The 23,881-nt window shown below is 58.1% G+C and carries 19 protein-coding genes and 1 pseudogene; 9 read left to right on the forward strand and 11 right to left on the reverse strand.

Features of this window, described 5'->3' with window-relative positions; genetic code table 11:
• Positions 1 to 75 precede the first annotated feature (75 nt).
• Positions 76 to 405, forward strand: a complete 330-nt coding sequence (locus BLL42_RS20695; RefSeq protein WP_071553747.1) for a DUF2025 family protein — start codon at positions 76 to 78, stop codon at positions 403 to 405.
• Here BLL42_RS20695 and BLL42_RS20700 read toward each other — a convergent pair.
• Both BLL42_RS20700 and BLL42_RS20705 read right to left on the reverse strand, forming a co-directional pair.
• On the reverse strand, positions 393 to 725 hold the full coding sequence (locus BLL42_RS20700; RefSeq protein WP_071553748.1) for an antibiotic biosynthesis monooxygenase family protein: 333 nt from the start codon (positions 723 to 725) through the stop codon (positions 393 to 395). The genes BLL42_RS20695 and BLL42_RS20700 overlap by 13 nt on opposite strands.
• Positions 722 to 1,431 (reverse strand): annotated as a pseudogene (locus BLL42_RS20705) (CTP synthase C-terminal region-related (seleno)protein). Before BLL42_RS20705 ends, BLL42_RS20700 begins: the two are co-directional and overlap by 4 nt.
• A gap of 15 nt (positions 1,432 to 1,446) precedes the next feature.
• Between BLL42_RS20705 and BLL42_RS20710 the strand changes: the two are divergent.
• Complete coding sequence (locus BLL42_RS20710; protein WP_071553750.1) at positions 1,447 to 2,409, forward strand: LysR family transcriptional regulator; 963 nt, start codon at positions 1,447 to 1,449, stop codon at positions 2,407 to 2,409.
• On the opposite strand, the gene BLL42_RS20715 is transcribed toward BLL42_RS20710, so the two are convergent.
• The 3 genes from BLL42_RS20715 to BLL42_RS20725 form a co-directional block, all read right to left on the reverse strand.
• Positions 2,394 to 2,933 (reverse strand): DUF1003 domain-containing protein, encoded by a 540-nt coding sequence (locus tag BLL42_RS20715; protein ID WP_071555810.1) that lies wholly within the window; start codon positions 2,931 to 2,933, stop codon positions 2,394 to 2,396. The two genes, BLL42_RS20710 and BLL42_RS20715, sit on opposite strands and share 16 nt — an antisense overlap.
• A gap of 100 nt (positions 2,934 to 3,033) precedes the next feature.
• Entirely contained in the window at positions 3,034 to 4,110 is a 1,077-nt protein-coding gene (locus BLL42_RS20720) for a diguanylate cyclase (protein ID WP_071553751.1), read from the reverse strand.
• Positions 4,111 to 4,304: 194 nt separating this feature from the next.
• Positions 4,305 to 4,913, reverse strand: a complete 609-nt coding sequence (locus BLL42_RS20725) for a TetR/AcrR family transcriptional regulator (RefSeq protein ID WP_071553752.1) — start codon at positions 4,911 to 4,913, stop codon at positions 4,305 to 4,307.
• 202 nt (positions 4,914 to 5,115) lie between these two features.
• Here BLL42_RS20725 and BLL42_RS20730 point away from each other — a divergent pair, with 202 nt between their 5' ends.
• A complete protein-coding gene (locus BLL42_RS20730) occupies positions 5,116 to 6,162 on the forward strand; it encodes an MBL fold metallo-hydrolase (protein ID WP_071553753.1) in 1,047 nt (348 codons plus the stop codon).
• Between the two features lie 147 nt (positions 6,163 to 6,309).
• Positions 6,310 to 7,830 (forward strand): amidase family protein, encoded by a 1,521-nt coding sequence (locus BLL42_RS20735; protein ID WP_071553754.1) that lies wholly within the window; start codon positions 6,310 to 6,312, stop codon positions 7,828 to 7,830.
• Between the two features lie 95 nt (positions 7,831 to 7,925).
• On the opposite strand, the gene BLL42_RS20740 is transcribed toward BLL42_RS20735, so the two are convergent.
• Together BLL42_RS20740 and BLL42_RS20745 are read right to left on the reverse strand one after the other, a co-directional pair.
• The gene (locus BLL42_RS20740) at positions 7,926 to 8,243 is read right to left on the reverse strand and encodes a helix-turn-helix domain-containing protein (protein ID WP_071553755.1); all 318 of its coding nucleotides are present in this window, start codon (positions 8,241 to 8,243) and stop codon (positions 7,926 to 7,928) included.
• Between the two features lie 88 nt (positions 8,244 to 8,331).
• Positions 8,332 to 9,108 carry an AraC family transcriptional regulator gene (locus tag BLL42_RS20745; protein ID WP_071553756.1) on the reverse strand — a complete coding sequence of 259 codons (777 nt, stop codon included), beginning with the start codon at positions 9,106 to 9,108 and terminating at the stop codon, positions 8,332 to 8,334.
• Positions 9,109 to 9,222: 114 nt separating this feature from the next.
• Between BLL42_RS20745 and BLL42_RS20750 the strand changes: the two genes are divergently transcribed.
• Positions 9,223 to 10,038: a sulfite exporter TauE/SafE family protein gene (locus tag BLL42_RS20750; RefSeq protein WP_071553757.1), complete on the forward strand. Its 816-nt coding sequence runs from the start codon at positions 9,223 to 9,225 to the stop codon at positions 10,036 to 10,038.
• A 10-nt stretch (positions 10,039 to 10,048) separates the two neighbouring features.
• Here the strand turns inward: BLL42_RS20750 and BLL42_RS20755 are convergent, their stop codons facing one another.
• Positions 10,049 to 11,005, reverse strand: coding sequence for a hypothetical protein (locus BLL42_RS20755; protein ID WP_071553758.1), 957 nt, complete (start codon positions 11,003 to 11,005; stop codon positions 10,049 to 10,051).
• Between the two features lie 214 nt (positions 11,006 to 11,219).
• Between BLL42_RS20755 and BLL42_RS20760 the strand changes: the two genes are divergently transcribed.
• Together BLL42_RS20760 and BLL42_RS20765 are read left to right on the forward strand one after the other, a co-directional pair.
• Complete coding sequence (locus BLL42_RS20760) at positions 11,220 to 12,197, forward strand: hypothetical protein (protein WP_071553759.1); 978 nt, start codon at positions 11,220 to 11,222, stop codon at positions 12,195 to 12,197.
• Between the two features lie 39 nt (positions 12,198 to 12,236).
• Positions 12,237 to 15,740 carry an alkaline phosphatase family protein gene (locus tag BLL42_RS20765; RefSeq protein ID WP_071553760.1) on the forward strand — a complete coding sequence of 1,168 codons (3,504 nt, stop codon included), beginning with the start codon at positions 12,237 to 12,239 and terminating at the stop codon, positions 15,738 to 15,740.
• Between the two features lie 270 nt (positions 15,741 to 16,010).
• Here BLL42_RS20765 and BLL42_RS20770 read toward each other — a convergent pair whose 3' ends face one another.
• Positions 16,011 to 16,727, reverse strand: coding sequence for an HNH endonuclease (locus BLL42_RS20770; protein ID WP_071553761.1), 717 nt, complete (start codon positions 16,725 to 16,727; stop codon positions 16,011 to 16,013).
• A gap of 717 nt (positions 16,728 to 17,444) precedes the next feature.
• Between BLL42_RS20770 and ltrA the strand changes: the two genes are divergently transcribed.
• The gene (gene ltrA / locus BLL42_RS20780; RefSeq protein ID WP_071553449.1) at positions 17,445 to 18,866 is read left to right on the forward strand and encodes a group II intron reverse transcriptase/maturase; all 1,422 of its coding nucleotides are present in this window, start codon (positions 17,445 to 17,447) and stop codon (positions 18,864 to 18,866) included.
• A 123-nt stretch (positions 18,867 to 18,989) separates the two neighbouring features.
• On the opposite strand, the gene BLL42_RS20785 is transcribed toward ltrA, so the two are convergent.
• Together BLL42_RS20785 and BLL42_RS20790 are read right to left on the reverse strand one after the other, a co-directional pair.
• Positions 18,990 to 20,237 carry a ribonucleotide-diphosphate reductase subunit beta gene (locus BLL42_RS20785; RefSeq protein WP_071553763.1) on the reverse strand — a complete coding sequence of 416 codons (1,248 nt, stop codon included), beginning with the start codon at positions 20,235 to 20,237 and terminating at the stop codon, positions 18,990 to 18,992.
• Positions 20,238 to 20,901: 664 nt separating this feature from the next.
• The gene (locus tag BLL42_RS20790) at positions 20,902 to 21,165 is read right to left on the reverse strand and encodes a DUF2790 domain-containing protein (RefSeq protein WP_071553764.1); all 264 of its coding nucleotides are present in this window, start codon (positions 21,163 to 21,165) and stop codon (positions 20,902 to 20,904) included.
• 425 nt (positions 21,166 to 21,590) lie between these two features.
• Here BLL42_RS20790 and acs point away from each other — a divergent pair, with 425 nt between their 5' ends.
• Positions 21,591 to 23,546 (forward strand): acetate--CoA ligase, encoded by a 1,956-nt coding sequence (acs, locus tag BLL42_RS20795; RefSeq protein WP_071553765.1) that lies wholly within the window; start codon positions 21,591 to 21,593, stop codon positions 23,544 to 23,546.
• The last annotated feature ends 335 nt before the right edge of the window (positions 23,547 to 23,881 follow it).

Genomic DNA, 23,881 nt, shown 5'->3' on the forward strand with positions numbered 1-23,881 from the left:
GAAACATTCTTATCCCGCCCCCTGCGTGTAAACCATCGTTCAGCCGTCCATCGGGACGCATCCGTGAGGTTTACCATGCGCATCACGTCCGAACTTATCTGCCAAGCCGCTGATCAACTCAAAGGCTTCGTCGGTTTCAATCGCAAGACCGCTCACTACATCGTTCGCTTCAGCGAAGATTCGTTCGGCATGGATGTCGCCGACGATGCAATCATCCCCGCCAACGAGTTCGTCTGGGCAGCCGCAGAGGGCCAGGCCATGACCCTCAAGCGTGAGCTGATCCGCTTGCTGCTGGAGCAGAACATTGACGACCGGATCAACATCACCGAACCGCTGCGGGTCTACATGCGGCGCGAGGATTTACCGGAGATTAGCGCGCTGCGCAGCCTGGTTCAGGCCGGATGACGTTCGAAGGCATAAGCGCGCTCGACCTTGCACACCCGCGTGTGAAACGCTTCATACCAGCTCGCGCGCCCGCGTTCGCGGGTTGCACTGTGTTCGGCGTGTTGTTTCCAGGCAAGGATCGCTTCTTCGCTGGACCAGTAGGAAACGGTGATGCCAAGTCCGTCTTCACCCCGGGCTGACTCAACGCCGAGAAACCCCGGTTGGTCGCGGGCGAGTTCGACCATGCGTTGCGCTGCCTGCTCGTAACCCTGGTCTGCGGTTGTGCGCAGTGAAGTGAAAATCACCGCGTAGTAAGGGGGCGAGGGTGTGTTGGCGATCATCTGCGGTTCCTCGCGCAGGCCTTGATAAAGGCATCGACTAAGGGGGAAGGGTACCGGCTAGCGCCGCACGCTCGGGTTGAAACAAGGTCGCGACGAAGAACGGGTGGTCGCTGAGTTCCATGGCCCGTAGATCACCCGCCGAATCGTGGCCGGTGGCTTTAAGGCTGTGTGTCAGCAACTGCTCTTCGAACGCTGGATTGACGCCATAGCGGCAGTGATAGCCTTCGCGAATTTCTGTGGTCGCGTAGGCGTTGGCGATTAGCGATCCTTCAATCAAGCGAATGCCGTCTACTGCCTCGACCAACGAACAGGTCAGCGGCGAGAGTACTGCACGAACGGCGTCCGGTGACGTTTCCCCATGCTCGGCATCGGTCCATCCCAAAACGTTGCGCGCGTATTCAAGCACCGCGTGTTGAAAACCACCGCAGGTGCCGAGGAAGGGCCGCTGTTGTTCTCGGGCAAAACGGATCGCCAGCAGCGCGCCGTCCAAGTGGCGGTAAGGGCTGGCAGGCACGCACCAGATGCCGTCGAAGTCAGCCAGTTGGGTGTTTGCATCAATGTGGTCGGTGGCCAGCCACTCAACGTGCACATCGACTTCAGCGTGGTGTGCGGCCATATTCAGCGCCAGAGGAATTGCCTGATGGGCAGTGACCTGTGGGTCGTAGTCACCGATCAGTGCAATACGTAGTTCGGAGTTTGTTTCCATGGTGTCTCCCAAGGCTTGTTGATTCCTGGAGCCCACTATAGATTGGCGTTCACGCAAGTAATATTGGCGTTTGCCCAAGTGTTCAATGCATTGACGCACTATCAGCTGGATTACCCGGACCTCGCCTTGATTCTCGCGTTGGTGCGCGGCGGCTCTCTGGCACGGGCAGCGGCACTGTTGAAGGTCGACGTTTCGACGGTGTTTCGTGCGGTTCGGCGCCTGGAAGCTGCATTGGGCCAAGCGTTGTTCGAGAAAAGCCGTGCAGGTTATTTGCCGACCACCCTGGCCCGAACACTGGCCGAGCAGGCCGAACGCGCCGAGCAGGCGCTGGAAGCCGCGCGCATTGGCGTGGAGCAGGGCGGTGAAGTCATCAGCGGCACCGTGCGTCTGACCTGCACCGATTCGGTCTTGCACGCGTTGCTGTTGCCAGCGTTGGCGCAGTTCATGCTGGCGTACCCGGCGCTGACCCTGGAATTGAGTACTTCCAACGACTTTGCCAACCTTAGCCGCCGCGATGCCGATATCGCCTTGCGCCTGACCCGTTCACCGCCAGAGCATCTGGTTGGGCGGCGTTTGGGCGCAGTGTCGTATCGGGTTTGCGCCAGTACGGCGTATCTGAAATCAGTTGAGCCGAGTGATCTGACGCAGTTGAGCTGGATTGCTCCGGATGACTTTCTGCCCGACCATCCGACAGTGATCTGGCGTCGTCAGCAATTTCCCGGTGTGCTGCCGAGCTATCGCTGCAACAGCATGCTCTCGGTCACTGAGTTGGTGCGCGCCGGGCTTGGCGTTGCCGCGTTGCCGGATTTCCTGATCGACCCCGCGCAGGGGTTGCGCCCATTGAGCGAACCCCTGCTCGGTTACGACACCAGCCTGTGGCTGCTGACCCGCCCGGATTGTCGAGCGTTGCGCTCGGTGGTGACGCTGTTCGACGAATTATCGCACTGGGTGCGATTGCCTGATCAGGAGCGTTGCTGATCTTGCAAAAAGTGCTGATGCATCTCCGAGGTCAGGTTTCCGATGCGCTCGGTCAGCTCTTTGGTCATCTCGGTCAGTCGAGTGTTTTGTTCAAGCAACGCCAGTAACTGCGCGGAGTTCTGAGCGGCTTGTGCTTGTCGCTCGGTGTTGGCGACGGCCAAGGCCTCACGGTGTAGCGCGTCGGCTTCGGACTGGGCTTTGTCGCGCGCGGCCTGACGGGTTTGCGCCAGCAGAATCAGCGGTGCGGCGTAGGCGGCTTGCAGGCTGAACGCAAGGTTGAGCAGGATGAACGGGTAGACGTCGAACGTCGTTACCCCCGTGACGTTCAGGATAATCCAGATCCCGACAATAAGGGTTTGCGCGCCGAGGAAGGTCGGGGTGCCGAAGAAGCGTGCAAAGGCTTCGGCCTTCAATGCAAACGTGTCGTTGCCAAAGGTCGACGCCAAATGGGCGTGCGGCCGGTGGAAGCGCAAGTGATCGACGGGGGCTGCGGGGTCTTTTTCTTCGGGCTTGGTTGAATTCATGATGCTCTCTGCAATGCCATGGGACTGAGGCTCACTATAGCCCGGCAGGTCATTAGTCTGCGCCATCTCTGGCGCCTTCATGCGTTCAGTTGCAGCGCCACTATGCCAATGAGGGACTCGTACGTTCGGCGGCCGGAGGCGTCAGGGCTATATTGATTTTGTTGCGCCCGGTGTTCTTGGCGGCATACAGCGCCTTGTCTGCGGCATTGAGCCACATCACAGCATCCGTAAAGGACATCTGGTTGGTCGCAAGGCCAATACTCAAACTGACTTGAAGCTCGGGCACTTGCGGGTTGCGGTAGTTACCGAACACTTCGCGCAAGCGCTCCATCACGCCTGTGGCCTGCTCCAGTGGCATATTCGGCAAAATTACCCCGAATTCATCGCCGCCATAACGCCCGGCCAGGTCACTCTCGCGCAGGTTGCGTTTGAGTTCAGCGCTGAGTTGGCGCAGCACGGTATCGCCGACGATATGCCCATAGGTGTCGTTGATCGACTTGAAGTGATCAATGTCGATCAGGGCAATCGTTGCCTGGACCCGCTGCTGCTGGCACTCATGAAACTTGATCTGCAGCAGGTCTTTCCAGGTGCCGTGATTGAGCAGTCCGGTCAGACTGTCGGTACGACTCAAGGCACTCAATGCACGTTTGTGTTCGGAGAGTTTGATCGCCAGTCGATAGCACACCATACCAAGCGCCAGCGGGTAGAGGGTCAGCATGGGCAGGCAGGCGTACACCTGAAGCTGACTGACGGCAGACGTAAAGGCCGCACCGAGCAGCAGCCATGAGATCAACACGCCAACCAATTGGGCCACGGTTCCGTGGATGAATAGACGCAGGCCACCCGCCGCAACGTTATTCATTGCCATCATCGAAATGATGGTGACCGTGGTGAGGGGCGTGAACTGCATTGCTGCCGCCCAGAACCCGCCGAGAAACGAGTCGTATAAGAGGTTGCGGAATTCGGCCTTGTAGGGAAATGCCGAGCGCGTCGACAGTTGATAGGCAAGGTGCGGCCAGAACAGGCCATTGAACAGTAAAAATACCCAGATCCAGAACGGCATATCCAAGGGGTAAAGCGCGGCGCTTACGCTGATGCAGCCGATACCCAGGCCAATCATCCTGGGTCTGTAAATACGTTTGGCAAATGACAGCCCTTTGCCTCGTTGGTTTTCCATAGGTCCCTGCACCAGATCCGTTCTGAAATATTTTGTTGTGTTTTACTCAGAGCTTCCGTCCATCGGATAAATCACATGAATAGTGTCATTTATTCCATGTGTACGCATCAGTGTCCTTGCAATCCATTTAACGGTTGAAGCGCATAGCCATGCCTACCTTGCTCACCCTCGGCGTGGTGGTAGTTGTGCGAGGGTTACCGCTGATAGCAAGTCAGGAACATGTCCAGTGCTGACTCTATGACAGTGGTTTGCATCTCGGGCGACAACGGCGGCTGGTTCAGGGAGATCTGCGGCCAGAAGGCAAATGCCTTGATCATCCCCTGTAGTTGCTGGGCCGCGAAACCAGGGTCTACAGGCTTGAGGCGACCATCAACCTGTGCAGCGCGAATCCAGGTGGTCAGCCCCTCTTCACGTTCGCCAATTCGCGCCACCATGTCCTGGACCCGTTCAGGTGAATGGATGGTGGCAGCAATGGCCACCCGTGCCAGATCGAGGAAATTGTTGTCCCCCAGCAACTGCAATTTGCAGTGCAGCAACTGGCCCAACTGCTCGCGCAGCGGCAGGTCTGTGCGGTAGCAGTTGTCCTGTTGCGCGGTGACGTTGGTCCACAATCGTTGCAGGATTTCGGCGAACAGCTCTTCTTTACTGGGGAAGTGGTTGTACACCGTGCGCTTCGACACGCCCGCGGTGGCGGCAATCTTGTCCATGCTGGTGATGTCGAACCCGCTGGCACGGAATTCGGCAATCGCCGCCTGAACAATGGCTTCGCGTTTACGGTCGGTGAGGCGCTGTGGAGCTGTCATAAATACGCTTCGGCAGAGAAAGGGAAGAATTACACTCGGCAGTTTACTTGCTCACGGCTTTGTTGCAATCTAGAAACTACACTGCTCAGTGTAGTTGAACGGTTGAAAAATAGAGTTTGCGGCTGACGCGTGCGTGCATTGGCCATTTATCGTCCGAATAAGAAAAGCCGCACCTCGCCGGTTTTTCTGGAGTCACTCAAACATGGCCACTTTCTCTTCCCAGGCGGATAGCGTCACTGAACTGAAAACGTCCCGGCAGGAGCAGGGGCAATACCGCAATCATGAGGCCGTACCGGGGCAAGGTTTTCGCAAGACCCTGCGAATTTTCTGGAACATGCTTTTCCACAAGCCGCGTAACACGCGACCGGTCGGTGTTATTCCGCTTCAAGCGCTGACTCGCGAACAGCTTCTCAGTGCGCCCAACCACAGCGTGTTTCGCCTGGGCCATTCCACCGTGCTGCTGAAACTGCGCGACAAGTTCTGGCTGACCGATCCGGTTTTCGCTGAGCGCGCATCGCCGGTGCAATGGGCCGGCCCCAAACGTTTCCATCAACCACCGATCAGCCTGGAGGAGCTGCCACCGATCGAAGCGGTGATTCTGTCCCATGACCATTACGACCACCTCGATCATCAGTCGATCCTCAAACTGGCGGACAAAACCAAGCACTTTCTAGCGCCGCTGGGCGTGGGTGAGACGCTGATCAAATGGGGCGTCGATGCGAGCAAAGTGCGTCAACTGGATTGGTGGGAAGGCATTCAGGTCGACGGGATTCATTTCATTGCCACGCCTTCGCAGCACTTTTCCGGTCGCGGACTGTTCGATGGCAACAGCACGCTCTGGGCCTCATGGGTGATGATTGATGGGGACAAGCGGATTTTCTTCAGTGGTGATACCGGCTACTTCGACGGCTTTAAAGTGATCGGCGAACAGTTCGGCCCCTTCGATCTGACACTGATGGAAACCGGCGCGTACAACGTCGACTGGCCGCACATTCACATGCAACCAGAAGAAACCCTGCAAGCCCACATCGACCTCAAGGGCCGTTGGCTGCTACCGATTCACAACGGCACCTTCGACTTGTCGATGCACGCCTGGCATGAACCCTTCGACCGCATAGTGGCCTTGGCCTGGGAACGCAATGTTTCCATCAGCACGCCACAGATGGGCGAAGCGTTCAGTCTTGGCCAGCCGCAGCGCGGAGAGGCCTGGTGGTTGGAAGTTGAAAACCTGGTGTACCAGTATCAGTAGTGAGCCGGGTGATACGGCTACAGGTGTAGGTGACTATTCATACATCAACTAACGATGAGTGATGACGGACGTTCCCCGCGGTTTCTATAGGCTGAAAGGCGAGCGCATTGAGGTGCTCGCTATCAGTCATAACAGGGATGTCTTCACATGGATGTAACGTTAAAGGGCTGCATCACGCGGCTTGCCAAGGTTGTCCTGCTGGCGATTGCAGGCGACGCCTACGCCGAAACACAGGCACCAGAATCGAGATTGGAGTATTTCAGTGTCGATGAAATCAAAACGAAAATGGAGCGTAACCAACTCACTTCCGTAGCGCTTGTGCAGCACTTGCTACGACGCATAGAGGCTCTGGATAAGCAGGGACCGGTGATCAATGCGGTCATCGAACTCAATCCGGATGCTTTGGAAATGGCCAGGGCACTGGATCTGGAGCGTCAGAGGGGGAGAGTACGAGGGCCTTTGCACGGGATTCCGGTGTTGCTCAAAGACAACATTGACACGTCTGACCCGATGCAGACCAGCGCCGGGTCTTTGGCGATGGTGGGGCAACCCGCAGCACAAGATGCCTTCATCGTACAGCGGCTCCGGGCTGCCGGAGCTGTCATTCTGGGAAAAACCAATCTCAGTGAGTGGGCCAACTTCCGCGACCCAGACATTCCTAGCGGTTGGAGCAGCAGAGGTGGGCAGACAAAAAATCCGCACCTGTTGAGCGGGGACCCATGTGGTTCCAGTTCAGGTTCCGCAGCGGCTGCCGCCGCAGGTTTTGCCCCTTTGACAGTAGGAACGGAAACCGCTGGCTCGATTATCTGCCCTGCGTCCATGAATGGTGTGGTGGGTGTCAAGCCAACGGTGGGTCTGCTGAGCCGCAGCGGAATCATCCCGGTGACCCACAAACTCGATACGCCAGGGCCTATCACTCGCACTGTTCGCGACGCTGCGTTGTTGTTGAATGCCATGACGGGTAAGGATCCCGCCGACCCTGTCAGTAAACCACACGGCATCAATGGCCGTGACTACACGGCGCTGCTGCTTCCGAATGCATTGGTGGGACGACGTATAGGTTACCCGGCCAAGTTCGGAACCCGCAGCGAGGCGGTGCAGACCGACCCTCAGTTTTCCCAGGCTCTGGAAGTCATGCAGGCCGCAGGCGCGACATTGATTCCGGTAGACCTCCAGGACCCTCAATCGCAAGGGGTGGAAGAGGCACTGAGTATGGGGATTAAACGCGATCTGCCGGTCTATCTTGCAACACGAAAGGGGCTTGCTATACGGAATCTGGACGACCTGCTGTGCTTCAATCAGAGGTCTCCTGGCTCCGAGGGGTATGGACAACTGACGTTGAGCGAAGCGAGCAAGATTGCCTTTGACGAGCCCACCTATAACAAGCTTTGGCAGAAAATCCACAATGAAAACGGCGCCGCCATCGATCATTTGCTGACAGCGTATCAACTGGATGCCCTGGTGTCGGATGTCGGTTCGCCTGCCATGAACGTCGTGCCGTTGGCGGGGTATCCCGGCATCATGCTGCCTTCCGGAATCGACGGTGACGGTATGCCCACCTCGGTTTTCTTCTATGGAGCACGCTGGAGTGAGGCCAATCTCCTGGCATTGGCATACGGTTATGAGCAAGTCTCCCAGGCGCGGCGAACTCCGGTGTTCAAGCCGTAATAATGGATCTGTGAGAATCTGTGGGCCGTGGCTCGCAGGCTTTCACACACTCCAGCGCCATGAGCCGTTAGTGGGGTAGGTTCTGCACGTCTGCCTCACTCAATCATCGCGTAATCCGCTCGCCCCACCGGGTCAGGTGTAGAGCCTCTAACGCTCATGCCCCTGCCCGGTGCAAAGCCTGGAAAGAACACCAGACCTTCGGCTTCAAGCCGATAGGCGAGGGCCAGGCGGGTGACGTCTAGCACTTCACTGCCCGCCTCAAACCGTCGAATAGCTTCAACGGTAACCCCGGACTCCCTGGAAAACGCCTCCAGCGACCAGCCCAGCATTGCACGGGCTTGTGCGCTGTGTGCGGGGGTGAATTGGAAAAGGGCGATACGTTCCAGGGTGATTTTCATCGCAAGAGAGGCCATGGTTTTCTCCGGGTTCGAGATGGATTACTCAACGTGTACTGTGTTTTTGTACAGTTGTTTTGAGCCCGGATCAAACTCAATTTTTTGATTAATGTTTTTTCGGTTCTTCAAGGTAGGCGGTGGGTGCTTGCCCTAGCACCCGACGAAACATCGTCGAAAACGCCGCTGGGCTTTCGTAGCCGAAGTCCAGGGCAATCCGTGTCACTGGCTCATCTGCGGCGAGCCGCGCCAAAGCCAGCACGACGCAGGCGCGTTGCCGCCATTGGCTAAAACTCAACAGGGTCTGCTGACGAAACAACCGGTTGAAGGTGCGAAGGCTGATGTGCAACTGATCCGCCCAGTGTTGAGGTGACTGATGGGCATCGGGCTGCTGGAGGAAGGTCTGGCAGAGTGCGAGCAGGCGATTATCCGCAGGCAGCGGAATGTGCAGAGGCAGATGGGCACTGCGTGCCAGTTCATGCAACAACAAACTGATCAACACACCGTCGCGTTCCGTTTCAGCGTATTCAAGCGGCAGCTCCACCGCTTCCATCAGCAGTTGACGCACCAGCGGTGAAACCCCGATCACCTGGCAATTGCTGCCGAAAGCGTTCATCGCTGTGGGTTCGATGTAGAGGCTGCGGGTGCTGACCCCGAGCATCAACACTTCATGTGGCACGCCCGCTGGAATCCACACCGCTCGCTGCGGTGGCACCACCCAATTGCCGTCGTCGGTGCTGACCTGCATCACGCCCGTGGCGCCATACAACAGCTGAGACCGACGATGACTATGACGCGGCAGCAAATGCCCGTGAGGGTAATCCGTTCCAATCGCCACCACGGCGCGTGGTGTGTGGTCGAGCAAATCAATCGACGTGTTGCGCATAGAGCAAGCATCCAGCAGTTGGCGTAAACGCAAACATTATTGGCTGACTTGCTGAAGCAGGCCAAGCACCGTCCTTCTATCGTCGAGACCCACTCAACCGATGGACGATGCTCAATGTTTTATCTTCTGCTGGCGCTTTTTGGCTGCATGACCGGCGTCACCGCCGTGCTGTTCGGATTTGGTGGTGGATTCGTCGTGGTGCCTTTGCTGTATCAGATGTTGATGTTCAGCCATGGCGCTGACGACCCGATCAGCCAATCGGCCATGCATGTAGCGGTCGCCACGTCGACCAGCGTGATGATCGTCAATGCCTCGGTCGCCACCGGCAAACATCGCCGCGCAGGTAATCTCATTCGGCATTACCTGTGGCCACTTGGCGGGTTCATCGGGCTGGGCGCCATCTTGGGTGCAATCGCGGCGATGTGGATGGAGGGCGAAGTGATCCGCTATGCATTCATCGCTTATTTGGGCATCACAATTGTGGATTGCCTGCTACGACGCGGTTTTCTCACAGCACCCGCCGGAATTACCCCACGGCGATTGGGGAGGGCGGAAGTCTCCGGTGGTGGCGTGAGTATTGGCGCGATTGCGACTTTTCTCGGCGTCGGCGGCAGCGTCATGACCGTACCGTTGTTGCGACGTTGTGGTCTGAGCATGTCTCAGGCGACGTCCATGGCCAACCCGTTGAGCCTGCCAGTAGCGTTGGCCGGAACATTGACCTACATGGCCATGGCCGGATTCACACCGTTCGATCTGGGACCCTGGTTTATCGGCTACGTCGACCTGCTGGCTTTCGCACTATTGACCCTGGGTTCGATGCTCGGAATTCGCCTGGCAACGCCCTGGATCGGACGCATACCGGATCGGGTGCATGCGCAGGTTTACGTCGGTCTGTTGATTCTGGTGATGCTCGGCATGTGCTTGAGTTGAACGCGGCTTATCAACCCTCCAACCCCGGCACCTCTCGAATAATGAAGTGATCCAGATTCTCGATATCACCACTGAATACCCCGAACGTCTGCTCGGGGTTTTTCTTGCTCGGCACGTGTTTCAGCTCAGGCGTCACGCCATAGAAGAAGCAATAAAGCTCTCGCTCGCTGCCGATGGCGCTTTTGATTTCCTCCAGGAAGGCTTTGCGCTTGCGGTAGTTCTCGATCAGGTTTTTGCTCAGGTAGACGTTCACCGAGTAGGGCTTTTTGTCGAACCAGACCTTTTTCTCGAAGTCGATGCGGAAACTGGTGTTGTAGTCCTTGATGGCTTTGATCTTGCCCCAGTAAATCAGCCCCTTGTTGTCCTGCAGGTATTCGATCTTCTTGAAGAACGAACCGTAAGACGCCGTGTGCTCGCCAATCTTCAGCGGCATGCGTTTGAGCAGGTCCTTGTCATCGAAATTCGACACGAAGCACTCCACCGGGTGAGCGAAGACGCTCGTCTTGTCCGGGGCCGTGTCGCGGGTCGGATGCTCAGTAGTGCTGGTCGTGGCAGAAGGTTTCGGCTGATTCCGAGGCGCATCGACATCCGGCATTGGGGTGGACGGCTTGCGCACATACTGACGTCGGGTCAGCAGCAACTCCGATGGAAAGTGCTCCTCCGGCCCGTCGTCCGTTTCTGCACCTTCTGATGCCGGCGTTCTGAGGCTGACATAAGCGCAGCCTTCGATATGCCGGGTGCCGGGCAGGTTCTTGAAGTGTGGCGTCCGGATGTAATTGACGTTTTTCGCGTTAAACGTCCCCAGCCCATTCGCCGCATCGAACGCCGTACGACAGTTATCGTTGGGGCACTGAAAGCGCTCCTTGGCCGAGTCGAAGTCCACCGTCTCGTCGAAGTTCAGATCGCGCACGTCATAGATCGACAGCTTGTCGTCGAGGCTGATGCAGTAGGCGGTATTGAATTTCATGCGCGCTCGGGTCCTTGAGAGGTAGGTGGCGTATTAATAGCGGGTGGCGCGTGATGGCGCACCTGTTGATTCACGTTCGTCGCATCAACGTCCTCCGCCATTGGACAAGACCCCATAGCCTGACTAGCGTTGTGAGATGGGTCGCCTTGCTCCTTTCCTCTTCCTGAGGTCATGTTCCGAGCTGACTGTCTGCCGCATCTACAAGGAGGTAAGGATGTTTGGGTCGGTCGTTCTGGACGCGATTCTCGGGATGTTGGCGCTGTTCACGCTGCTGGGCATTTTCGTCACCGCCCTGACTGAAATCATTCAATCATTCTTCCAGAAGGTCCGGGCGAAGTACCTTTATGACGCCCTGAAACTGTTGTTCACCGGCAAATTGAAGGGGCTGAACGACAGCGACATGGCGTTCTTCCAACAGGTGCTCGATCACCCGGTGATCCAGTCCATGGCGCCACCGGGCAATCGCCCCAGTTACCTGGCCCCGGCGATGCTGGCGCAGGTGGTGATCACTCTGCTACTGCACAAAGACGACACCACGACCCTCGATATTCCCCTCGACGAACTCAAAGCGGCCCTGACCAAAGGCATTGCGCAGGTTCCCTCCGAACACTTGCGACGCGCGCTGTCGACATTGCTTGCGGCGGCCCAGGCCAAAGTCACCACGACTCAGGAGCTGTTGTGTTCGTTCAAGACCCGGCTGGAGCACTGGATCAATGCGGTCATGGACCGCGCCGAAGGCTGGATGCGGCGTAATGCCAAAATCGTCTCGCTGGTCTGTTCGCTGGTGATTTGCCTGGTACTCAACGTCAACGCGTTCGACCTCATGCAAGGCCTGGTGCGCAATGACACCTTGCGCGCGGCGGGCATGCAGATGGCCAACAATCTGGTGACCAACAACGCGTCCGCAACGTTCGATCAAGTCTGTGCGAGCCGGGACGACAAGGCCCAGTGCCAGTTCGATTCGGCATTGAGCAGTTTGCAGGCGCTGCCTCAGGGCGCTATCGGCTGGAATAACCCGCCGGCGTTTTTACACCACGATCAGAAAAACAAAGCCGCCTGGTTCGGCTACTGGTTGTTTGGGGTCATCACGGCGGCGCTGGCTGCCTCGTTGGGCGGCGACTTCTGGTTCAAGCTGTTGAGCCAGATGATTCGCCTGACGGGCAGCAAAACTATCCAGCCCCCCAAGACCTGAGCGCTGCGAAATCAGGGAATTCACTTCAGGGAGCGCAGCATGCCAAACAATTGGCCCGCCGAGATTGAGCACGTCGTTGTGCTGATGATGGAAAACCGTTCCTTCGATCATCTGCTGGGGGATTACACCCGCATCAACCCAGCGTGCGAGGGCATCAACCGTAACGCGCCCAGCACCAACCCGCTGACGGACGCCAGTGGCCACTCAGCGGTGATCACTCAAACGGCTGAAATAACCGATTACTTCGCCCTGTGGGCGCCGCCCGCGCCTTCGCCACCGGCGCTACCGGCAAAGGACAGCGAAGGCTTCGACCTGGGCCACGAGTTTGTCGATGTGGTGAAGCAACTGGACGTGACGCTCAAGACCAGCCTGACCGCGCCCAAACTCGATGGCTTTGCGCAGGACGCCTACGACAAGGCTCGCAACGATCTGAAGGTGTACAAAACCTGGTCGCAATCCATGGCGCAGCGGGCGATGAATTACATCCCGTTCGGTGCTACTCCGGCCGATGATCCGCTGTCGGCGATCCAGGGGCTGGCGCGCAATTTCACCGTGTGCGACCGCTGGTTTGCCTCGGTGCCGGGCCCGACCTGGCCGAACCGTTTTTTCGCCATGCTCGGCAGTTGCAATGGTCACCTGCTGATGCCGTCCACGGGCACGGTGCTGGCCGGTATCAAAAGCCTGATTGCGCAGTTTGGCGGCGACAGTATTTTTTCGTTGCTGCGTGACAAGGGCCACGATGTGCGCATTTATTCCGACGGTGCGATCCCGCTGGCGGCACTGGTCAAAGGTGGTTTGCAGCACATGAGCATCGACGACTTCAAGTCGGATGTCGCCGCTGACAAGCTCCCCGAACTGTCGTGGATCGAGCCGAGCTACGGCCTGCTCAACGGCAAACTTGGGCCCAATGTGTCGCACCATCCACCGGAAGACCTGCGTTTTGGCGATCAGTTTGTCGGTGAGGTGTTCAATGCCCTGTCGGCCAATACCGATGTCTGGAACAAAACCCTGTTCGTGCTGCTGTACGACGAGCACGGCGGTTTCCATGACCATGTGGTGCCACCGACCTGCGTTGCACCCGATGCAACGTCCGATGTCGATTGGCCAAACCCCTTCACTCGACTCGGCATCCGCGTACCGGCGATCCTCGCCTCGCCGTGGCTCAATCCGGGTTTGATTCCCTGGACCGGCGCGCTCGATCAGCAGCATTACGATCACACCAGTTTGCTGGCCTTTCTTTGCGATCATTTCCAACTACCGCGCAGCGCCCTCGGTGCAAGGGTGGTCGCGGCCCAGCACTTCGGCAACGCGCCGATCTGGCGCACTGCCGCGAGCGTGACTCCACCGCAGCAGTTGGCAGCCACCGCCGTGCCAAGCCGCGTCGGGCTGCCATTGATCGAGTCCGAACTGGCGACCCAAAGCCGGCAGGTGGTGGACAGTGCCACCGGTTACCTCGACGGTCTAGATCCGGAGCAGATCTGGAAGAACAGCGCCCAAGGCGTCAGCAATTTCCTCGACAACCGCACTCGGGCACTGGTTGATCCCGGCCAGGCCGCCCTCACATCCGCCGCGCCCAGCGCGGACAGCCTGGAGGCGAAACTGCGGCGCCTGCAGGATTTGATGGCCATCGCCCACGGTCAAACGGTGCCTGCCGTTGCGGCGCCCCTCAGCAAAGCCTTGGTAGCGCCGGGGCCGGGAGTAGCGCCAGCGCGACTGAAAGTGCTGTGCCTGCCCGGTGTGGGATTCACGCAGGCCGCCAACGTGCAGGGCAGCACCGATGCGAACTGGCAGGAACAATGGCGCACGCTGATCCGCAACCAACTGGCGCAGAACGGTCGCGTCATCGATGACCAGGACATCGACTTTCTACCCTTCGATGACCAACTCAAGGATGGGCCGGATTTCGCCCAGATCACCCGGGGCCTGGCGATGCTGCGGGACGACGCCAGGGGCAAGGCCGACGAGGATTTTGGCAGTTGGGGCCTGCCGGTCAATCAGATGCTGCGCACCACTGTCGGCGCCATCGTGCAATGGATCGAAGACGCCGACTTGCGCACCGCACTGACCCAACATCTGTTGGCGAAAATTGATGCCTTCGACCCGCAGATCATCTTCGCCCAAGGGCTGGGCAGCCTGATCGGCTACGACGCCTTGCGCCGTTCGGTGGTCAAGAATGACTCGGCACTGCAGAGCATCGATGGCCGGGTGTTCGTCAGCTTCGGCTCACCTATCGCGCTGCCGTTGGTGATGCGCGAAGTGTGGGGCGGGCGGGTCATGCGCCTGAGCGAAAACGGTCGAGGCATTCGCCGCTGGTTCCACCTGTATAACCCCAACGACGGCTTGCTGACTCGGCCGATCACCTCGCCAGACTCCGCTCGGGTCGACCTGCAAACCGAGTTCAGCGTGCCGCTGCGTGATGACCTGCTGGACCTTAATCACGCCGCCCAGGCCTACTTGTCGTCACCCACCAGCCAGACCGGCCTCTGGCCACAACTGGCCCGCGACGTGGTGGCGGCGGGCATTCTGGAAGTACCAGCGTTCCTGTCCCGCAGCGGCCAACGCAAACGCCGCGCCCTGGTGGTCGGCATCAACGATTACCCGGATCCGAGCGCACGCCTCGACGGCTGCATCAACGACACTTACCTGATCAGCCGCATGCTCCAGGAAAGCGGCTACGACGCCGGCGACATTCGATTACTGCACGACGCCCGAGCGACCCGGGCAAACTTCGTCGAACGCCTCGAATGGCTGGTGGAAGGCGCCCGCGCCGGAGACGAACGCGTGCTGTTCTATTCCGGCCACGGCACCCAACTGCCGGCCTACAGCAGCAGCGGCGAAGCCGACCGCATGGACGAAACCCTGGTGCTCTACGACTTCAACTGGGACGACGAAAACACCCACTTCACCGACAAACTGTTCCGCCAGTTCTACAGCCACCTGCCGTTCGACCCGGATGGCCACGGCGCCAAACGGACCGTCATGTTCGACTGCTGCTACGCCGGCGGCATGACCCGCGGCAACGGCCGCGTGCGCGGCATCACCCCACCCAGCGACATCCGCCACCGCATGCTGCGCTGGGACCCCTACGCCGGCGACTGGGACCGCCGCGTTTACGCCGCCGACAGCGACGGCCGCGACTTCAGCGAACACGACAACACATCCGGCGGACTCACCCGCACCCGCAGTACCCAAGGCGCTGCCACCGGCCTACGCCCGGAGAAAAAAGCCCAACTGCTACGCCAAGGCGAACTCTACGGCCACCACGGCCCCTACATGCCGCTGATGCTCTACGCCGCCCGCGAAAACCAAAAAGCCAACGAATACGAAGTGGGCTCCAACAGCTACGGCGCCTTCACCTACGCCGTGGTGGAACAACTGCGCAAGTTGCAACAGGAGGATGCGACGTTGGGGTTTGATCAGTTGATTGCGCGGGTGGGGAGTGTGCTGAGCGCGAGGTCACTGGGGCAGACACCGGAGATTGTTGGACCGAGCGGGGTGAGGGAAGCGGTGTGCCCATGGCGGATTAGTGGGTTGGGGAGGTAAGGGGCTCCAAAAAAGATCGCAGCCTGCGAATTTGAGTACGGCCTCGACCCCACGGGTGTACCCGGTCGGCGTAGGAGCTGCCGAAGGCTGCGATCTTTTGATCTCGGCCGCAGTTACAGCCAAAGAAAAGGGCCGCAAGATAATCCTGCGGCCCCCATAACACCAAAACTCCCAAAGCCGCCGCAGATCCCCTGTGGGAGCGAGCCTGCTCGCGATGGCGATCGCCCAGCCAACGACAACCCCAACATGTGCAACGAGGTCGAGCAACGATTACTCGCGCTTGAGCCGCTTCACCTTCGTATAAAGCGACAAGGTGAACGCTTCCTTATCGCTTGAGTGATGACAGCGCCGATGACAATTCGGGCAAAGCGCCACGGCATTCGTCACCCAGTCCGTACCGTCATTGGCCAGATGTTTAACGTGGTGGACTTCAAGGAAATGCAATCCATTGGACTGCTTGAACGGAGCATCCTGATCGCAGCCTTCGCAGACCCCATTGGCCTGTTTCAATACCCAGGCTTTGACCAACGGATCGCGTAAAAACGAAGAGGTCGTACCGTTCACCCGTTGTGGTTTTTCGATACCACGAGGAGTGCCCACTAACTCTTGTTGCTCAAGCTTTAGAACCTTTGCGTTCAGTGCTTGAGCGTCCGCAGTCGGTGCATAGTCGTCAGGATTGAAAGCCCCCTTGGCAATCATGGCCGCGCGTACGCGTTGTGCGACACCGGCACCAAGATGTGCGGCTGGCACGTAGCCAACGATGTACGGTAGGCACAAATCATTGAGTTCGGTGGAGATGTTCCGCATTCGGTATTCGATAGAACCCTTGCTGCGTCCGATCAATACACCCTCGCGCAGTAAACGATTCTCGTGGGCCTTATTAAGCTTCTGGCTACTTCTCTCAATCGCCAGCATCTTCAAATAGCCATCGACCGCAGCTTCAAGCTCCGCATCGCTCCAGTCGTCGTTCTTTTTTCCAGTGTCCATACAATCGCCGAGGGTTGAAAACCCTCGGACGATACTGAGTGGCCATTACGACGTCTACGAAATTTCCTACGGTATGATCCGAAGTACCTCTCAGGTCGTCTGAGGAAAACCCATAGCCCCACGTCGATGGTCCACTAAAAAAACTTGAACATCCGCGACACCTTCCGCCACCAAGACATCTACTGCTGTAATCACTGAGCATCCATGCGGAATGCTCCCTACTTTGTGTAGGAATTAAGTGTTTTCTATTGGCAACAAAAAGCCCTGATCAAATCAGGGCTTTTAGGTTTGTGCGCCAGGCATGGCGCGTTGCGCGTAAGCGCAATCAGCTTGGCTGTGGTGGTCTTGCTGGTGACTTGGAAGTGAAAGTCTTCTACACACCCGGCAAGGGGAAGTGTTAGCCAGAGGCAAGGGTGTCGCGGGCGACTGCGAATCTGAAGGAAGCCCGAGGCAAACTGCTGGCCTGACGAACAGGAAGCGGATAGAGGCGGCGCAGTGGGGTAAGGGGGCAAACTTCCTCAAAGCCCAATACTTGCACGGGACGCTGCGACGTAGATCCGACAGGCATAAGCAGGAAGGTCGCGCGAATTACCCTGGGAGATCTGCACGTTTGCCACTGTGCTACCGAGCGTCGAGAGGCGACGGGATGAGCGTGCAGAAGTCAGCCGAAGCCGTAGTAAGTGGCGGTTAACCGCGCCACCAAGGGCTGAACAAGTTATGCCGCTAGTAGGTGTCAAAGTCTCGTTGAATACCGAAATGCAGAAACTTCTCCCAGAGAAGACTGTTACTCCGAGTCCCGGACAGAATCCGAGGATGACGGCTGACAGCGCACAGGTATCGACGGCGTCTGTGACGTGGACGAACGCGGAGCCGGACATGCTGATGGAGCGGGTGCTTGCACCCGCCAACCTCAGGCGTGCGTATCAGCGCGTGGTCAGCAACAAGGGCGCACCGGGTGCCGATGGCATGACGGTCGACCAACTGGCGGACTACGTGAAACAGTATTGGCCGATCCTCAAGGCGAGGTTGCTGGCCGGCGAGTATCACCCACAGGGTGTACGCGCCGTCGATATCCCCAAACCCAAAGGCGGGACAAGACAACTGGGTATCCCCAGCGTCGTGGATCGTCTGATCCAACAGGCTTTGCTGCAACAACTCACGCCGATCTTCGACCCGCTGTTCTCGGACTACAGTTACGGTTTTCGTCCGGGCAGAAGCGCCCACCAAGCCATCGAAACAGCCCGTGCCCATGTGGCGGCGGGTCACCGCTGGTGCGTGGAACTCGATCTGGAGAAGTTCTTTGACCGGGTCAGCCACGATGTTTTGATGGCCTATGTGCAGCGTCAGGTTGAAGACCGGCGGGTATTAGCGCTGATCCGTCGCTATCTCGAGGCCGGCGTGATGTCGGGCGGGATCGCCGGCCGACGGCAGGAAGGGACGCCGCAAGGCGGCCCGCTCTCGCCGTTGCTGTCGAATATCTTGCTCAACGAACTTGACCGTGAGCTGGAGCGGCGAGGTCATCGCTTCGTGCGTTATGCCGATGATGCGAACATTTATGTGCGCAGTCAGCGGGCTGGTGCGCGAGTGATGGCCGGTGTCGAGCGCTTTCTGAGCCAGCGTCTGAAATTGACGCTTAATCGGGCAAAGAGTCGCGTGGCAAGGCCTTGGGTCTGTGATTATCTGGGCTACGGGATGAGCTGGCACCAACGACCGAGGCTGAGAGTAGCGACGATGAGTCTGAGTCGCTTACGCGACCGACTCAGAGAACTACTGCGCGGAGCGCGGGGTCGCAAGATGGCATCTGTCATTGAGCGAATAAACCCTGTACTGCGTGGCTGGGCAGGTTATTTCAAGCTAAGCCAGAGCAAGCGGCCCCTTGAGGAGTTGGATGGTTGGGTGCGTCGTAAGCTGCGCTGCGCCATATGGCGTCAATGGAAGCGGCCCTCAACAAGGGCTCGTAACCTGATACGCCTAGGGCTCAGCAGGCACCGCGCCTGCATATCGGCGTTCAATGGCCGAGGCCCATGGTGGAGTTCCGGTGCTGCGCATTTGAATCACGCGCTACCGAAGAAACTGTGGGATCGGTATGGACTGGTCTCAATACTGGATGCAATCAACCGGCTTAATCGCATAATTTGAACCGCCGTATACGGATCCGTACGTACGGTGGTGTGAGAGGACGGCGGCTGTGAAGCCGCCTCCTACTCGATTTTGATCTACCGGTTCAGATACAGAACTGTAAATCGCGGCAAGCTCCAGGAATCAATCCCAGCTCAGCGCCCCACCCGTCTGATACTCAATAACCCGCGTCTCAAAGAAATTCTTCTCTTTCTTCAAGTCCATAATCTCGCTCATCCAAGGGAACGGGTTAGTCGTCCCAGGATATTCCTCTTTCAAGCCGATCTGCGACAGGCGACGGTTAGCGATGAACTTCAGGTAGTCCTCCATCATCGCCGCGTTCATGCCCAGCACGCCGCGAGGCATGGTGTCACGAGCGTATTCGATCTCCAGCTGAGTGCCCTGCAGAATCATCTGCGAAGCCTCTTCCTTCATTTCAGCATCCCACAAATGTGGGTTTTCGATTTTGATCTGGTTGATCACGTCGATGCCGAAGTTCAGGTGCATGGATTCGTCGCGCAGGATGTACTGGAACTGCTCGGCGACGCCGGTCATTTTGTTGCGGCGGCCCATGGAGAGGATCTGGGTGAAGCCGCAGTAGAAGAAGATGCCTTCCAGAACGCAGTAGTAGGCGATCAGGTTGCGCAGCAGTTCTTTGTCGGTGTCGACGGTGCCGGTTTCGAACTTCGGATCGGAGATCGAACGGGTGTACTTCAGGCCCCAGGTGGCTTTTTTAGCGACCGATGGGATCTCGTGGTACATGTTGAAGATCTCGCCTTCATCCATGGCCAGCGATTCGATGCAGTACTGGTAGGCGTGGGTGTGGATCGCCTCTTCGAACGCCTGGCGCAGGATGTACTGGCGGCATTCCGGGTTGGTGATCAGGCGGTACACGGCCAGCACCAGGTTGTTGGCAACCAGGGAGTCGGCGGTGGAGAAGAAGCCAAGGTTGCGCATCACGATGCGGCGCTCGTCGTCGGTCAGGCCTTCCGGGTCTTTCCAGAGGGCGATGTCGGCGGTCATGTTGACTTCTTGCGGCATCCAGTGGTTTGCGCAGCCGTCCAGGTACTTCTGCCAAGCCCAGTCGTATTTGAACGGGACGAGTTGGTTGAGGTCGGCGCGGCAGTTGATCATGCGCTTTTCGTCGACCGCAACACGGGCGGAAGCGCCTTCGAGTTCGGCCAGGCCTTCGGCGATGTCGAGTTTGTCGAGGGCGGCTTTGGCGCGGATGATCGCAGCCGAGTCGGTAGCGGTTACGGCACGGGCTTCAAGTGCTGCAGCACCACCGGCGCTGTCGAGGCGGTCCATGTTGGCTTCAGTAGCGTGGCCAGCATTGGCGCCTTTGGCGACAACTTCGCCGTCTTCTTTGTCGAATTCGTCCCAGCTCAGCATGACGTGTCGTCTCCTGCGTGAGGGCCAGATGCCCGTGTGAAAATACTAGGTGGGTCGGCATTTCACACGGCTTGATGGCCGCGTTGGATCTAAAGGAATCGTTTTAGTGCGTAAAACGCAGGCATAAACAGAAATGTGTACGGGTGTCCTGAAGTCGCTAAGGGCGGAGGTAACGTCGTCAGCTCCTGCGGTGGCCTCAGCGTGCTGCATCCTCCTGTAAGGGGATGTTGCAGGCCCGATTTACCGGCGCATTATAGGTGTTTTTTCGTGGTTGTGGTGCGGCGAAATGGCTCAGAGAACCCTCGGCAGGGCGCGTAATCAAGGCGGAGCAAGGGTTTACAGGGCTTTGGCCGATGAAGATTTTTTTTGGTGATTTTTGGCGACTCGGCAGAGCTGATGGCGTCGGTGTTTGCTGTCAAAACGCCGCAAGCCCGATGGGATGGGACTTACAGGGGAGATAGGGTGTTTTGCAGGGCGCGATTGTGTGCAGTTTCGGGTGGAAACTGTTGATCATGTTTCCTGTTTAAAAAACAACCAAAATCGGCTTTTTACACTACATGTAGTGTTTTGGTTCGGGTTTCGCTGCTTCCAGACACAACGACGCCCGACGAAGGTCGGGCGGTGATGTCGGTTTTGGCAACGAGCAAAACCTCAGCGTTGATGATCAGCCGTTAGAGCAGCCGTTACCCATCACGCTGTAGCGCAAAATATGCCGTTGACCGTTCGAGTCTTCATATTCCATGCGGGCCGGTACAACTTCGCAAACACTGGGAACTTCGCTCATGGAGATAACTTTGGCGATGTCCAGGTGAGTGGAATAAGTGTATTCCTCTACCGGTACGGTGTTGTTGGCGACATCAGTCGGGATCTCGTCTGCCATGGCGGTTACGCACAGACTGCTGAGGGCCAGAACCCATAAAGCTTTCATTTCAATTTTACCTTTCTAAGGTCGAATGGGGTCACGCAACCTTTTTGGGGTTGCGTGTGGAACTTGACGACTGGAGTGTTGGATTAACTGCCTTCGTGGGGGCTGCAACTGGGTTAATCACGTTGCCTTGTTGGCGAGGCTGATTTTAGGCGTGCGAGTTGCCCGTATATAGGTGTGCTTTTGATAAAGACTATTGGCATATCTCGCAACAATCCCTGAGAGCCCCCGTAGGAGCTGCCGCAGGCTGCGATCTTTTGAGGTTTTGGGGCGTGAGAAGATCAAAGGATCGCAGCCTGCGGCAGCTCCTACAGGGGGAGTGGGGGGTTTGTAGGGGCTTGTTACTACCATCGTCGAATGGTTCTATAGGCTCGCCTCGGGCTACAACGGGGTCATACAAAAACAACTATTCCACCGAGGTAAGAAAGATGAGTGCGGCTTCTCTGTATCCCGTTCGTCCCGAGGTTGCGGCCAACACGTTGACTGATGAGGCGACCTACAAGGCCATGTACCAGCAGTCGGTCGTCAACCCGGACGGCTTTTGGCGCGAACAAGCCAAGCGCCTCGACTGGATCAAGCCTTTCACCACGGTGAAGCAGACTTCCTTCGACGATCACCATGTCGACATCAAATGGTTCGCCGACGGCACTCTGAACGTTTCCTACAACTGCCTGGACCGCCATCTCGCCGAGCGTGGCGATCAGATCGCGATCATCTGGGAGGGCGATGACCCTGCCGAGAGCCGCAACATCACTTACCGCGAGCTGCACGAACAAGTCTGCAAGTTCGCCAACGCCTTGCGCGGCCAGGATGTGCATCGCGGCGACGTGGTGACTATCTATATGCCGATGATCCCCGAAGCCGTGGTCGCCATGCTGGCCTGTACCCGGATCGGCGCGATTCACTCGGTGGTGTTCGGCGGCTTCTCGCCGGAAGCCCTGGCCGGGCGGATCATCGACTGCAAATCGAAAGTGGTGATCACCGCTGACGAAGGCCTGCGTGCCGGCAAAAAAATCTCCCTCAAGGCCAACGTCGATGACGCGCTGACCAACCCGGAAACCAGCAGCATCCAGAAGGTCATCGTGTGCAAGCGCACTGGTGGCAACATCAAGTGGAACCCGCACCGCGACATCTGGTACGAAGACCTGATGAAAGTCGCGGGCGCCGTGTGTGCGCCGAAAGAGATGGGCGCTGAAGAAGCGCTGTTCATCCTTTACACCTCTGGCTCCACCGGCAAGCCGAAGGGCGTGCAGCACACCACTGGCGGCTATCTGTTGTACGCCGCGCTGACCCACGAGCGCGTGTTCGACTACCGCCCGGGCGAAATCTACTGGTGCACCGCCGACGTCGGCTGGGTCACCGGCCACACCTATATTGTCTATGGCCCGCTGGCCAATGGTGCAACCACCGTGCTGTTCGAAGGCGTGCCGAACTACCCGGACATCACCCGGGTGGCGAAGATCGTCGACAAGCACAAGGTCAACATCCTCTACACCGCGCCGACCGCGATCCGCGCCATGATGGCGTCGGGCACCGCCGCTGTTGAAGGTGCCGATGGCAGTAGTCTGCGCCTGCTGGGTTCGGTCGGTGAGCCGATCAACCCGGAAGCGTGGGACTGGTACTACAAGAACGTCGGCCAGTCCCGTTGCCCTATCGTCGATACCTGGTGGCAGACCGAAACCGGCGCCACCTTGATGAGCCCGCTGCCGGGCGCTCATGCGCTTAAGCCAGGCTCGGCGGCGCGGCCATTCTTCGGCGTGGTGCCAGCGTTGGTGGACAACCTGGGCAATATCATCGAGGGCGTTGCCGAGGGTAACCTGGTGATTCTTGATTCGTGGCCAGGCCAGGCGCGCACGCTGTATGGCGATCACGACCGTTTCGTCGACACCTACTTCAAGACGTTCCGTGGCATGTACTTCACGGGCGACGGCGCGCGTCGCGATGCAGACGGCTACTGGTGGATCACCGGTCGTGTGGATGACGTGCTCAACGTCTCCGGTCACCGCATGGGCACTGCCGAGATCGAAAGTGCGATGGTCGCTCACCCGAAAGTCGCTGAAGCGGCGGTGGTCGGTGTGCCGCATGACATCAAAGGGCAGGGCATTTATGTTTACGTCACCCTTATCGGTGGCGAAGAGCCGAGTGAAGCGCTACGCCTGGAACTGAAAAACTGGGTGCGTAAAGAGATCGGTCCGATTGCCTCGCCGGATGTCATTCAGTGGGCGCCAGGCCTGCCGAAAACCCGTTCGGGGAAAATCATGCGCCGTATCCTGCGCAAGATCGCCACGGCTGAATACGACGGGTTGGGGGATATCTCCACCCTGGCGGACCCAAGTGTGGTGCAGCATTTGATCGATACGCACAAGACCATGAACGTCGCGTAACGGCTGTTCTTGAGTCATCGAAAGCCCCGCCCGGCATTGCGCCGGGTGGGGCTTTTTGTTGTTGAAGATCAAAAAATCGCAGCCTGCGGCAGCTCCTACGCTAATCGCGCGCCCCGTAGGAGCTGCCGCAGGCTGCGATCTTTTGATTTTGATCTTCAACCAATATTTATCGGCCTCCCCCGTAGGAGCCTTCCCACTGTTACCTGCCACCCTTCAAGTAACTAAATGTGTAACCGCTCGCCCAATGACGAGGCATTGGGAAACGCAAAGCCCCGTTCCAAGGCCTCTTCAGGCCACCTAAAAATAAGACATAACGCTGCGCTTGCCGGATTAGA

Source organism: Pseudomonas frederiksbergensis (assembly GCF_001874645.1).
Lineage (GTDB): Bacteria > Pseudomonadota > Gammaproteobacteria > Pseudomonadales > Pseudomonadaceae > Aquipseudomonas > Aquipseudomonas frederiksbergensis_B.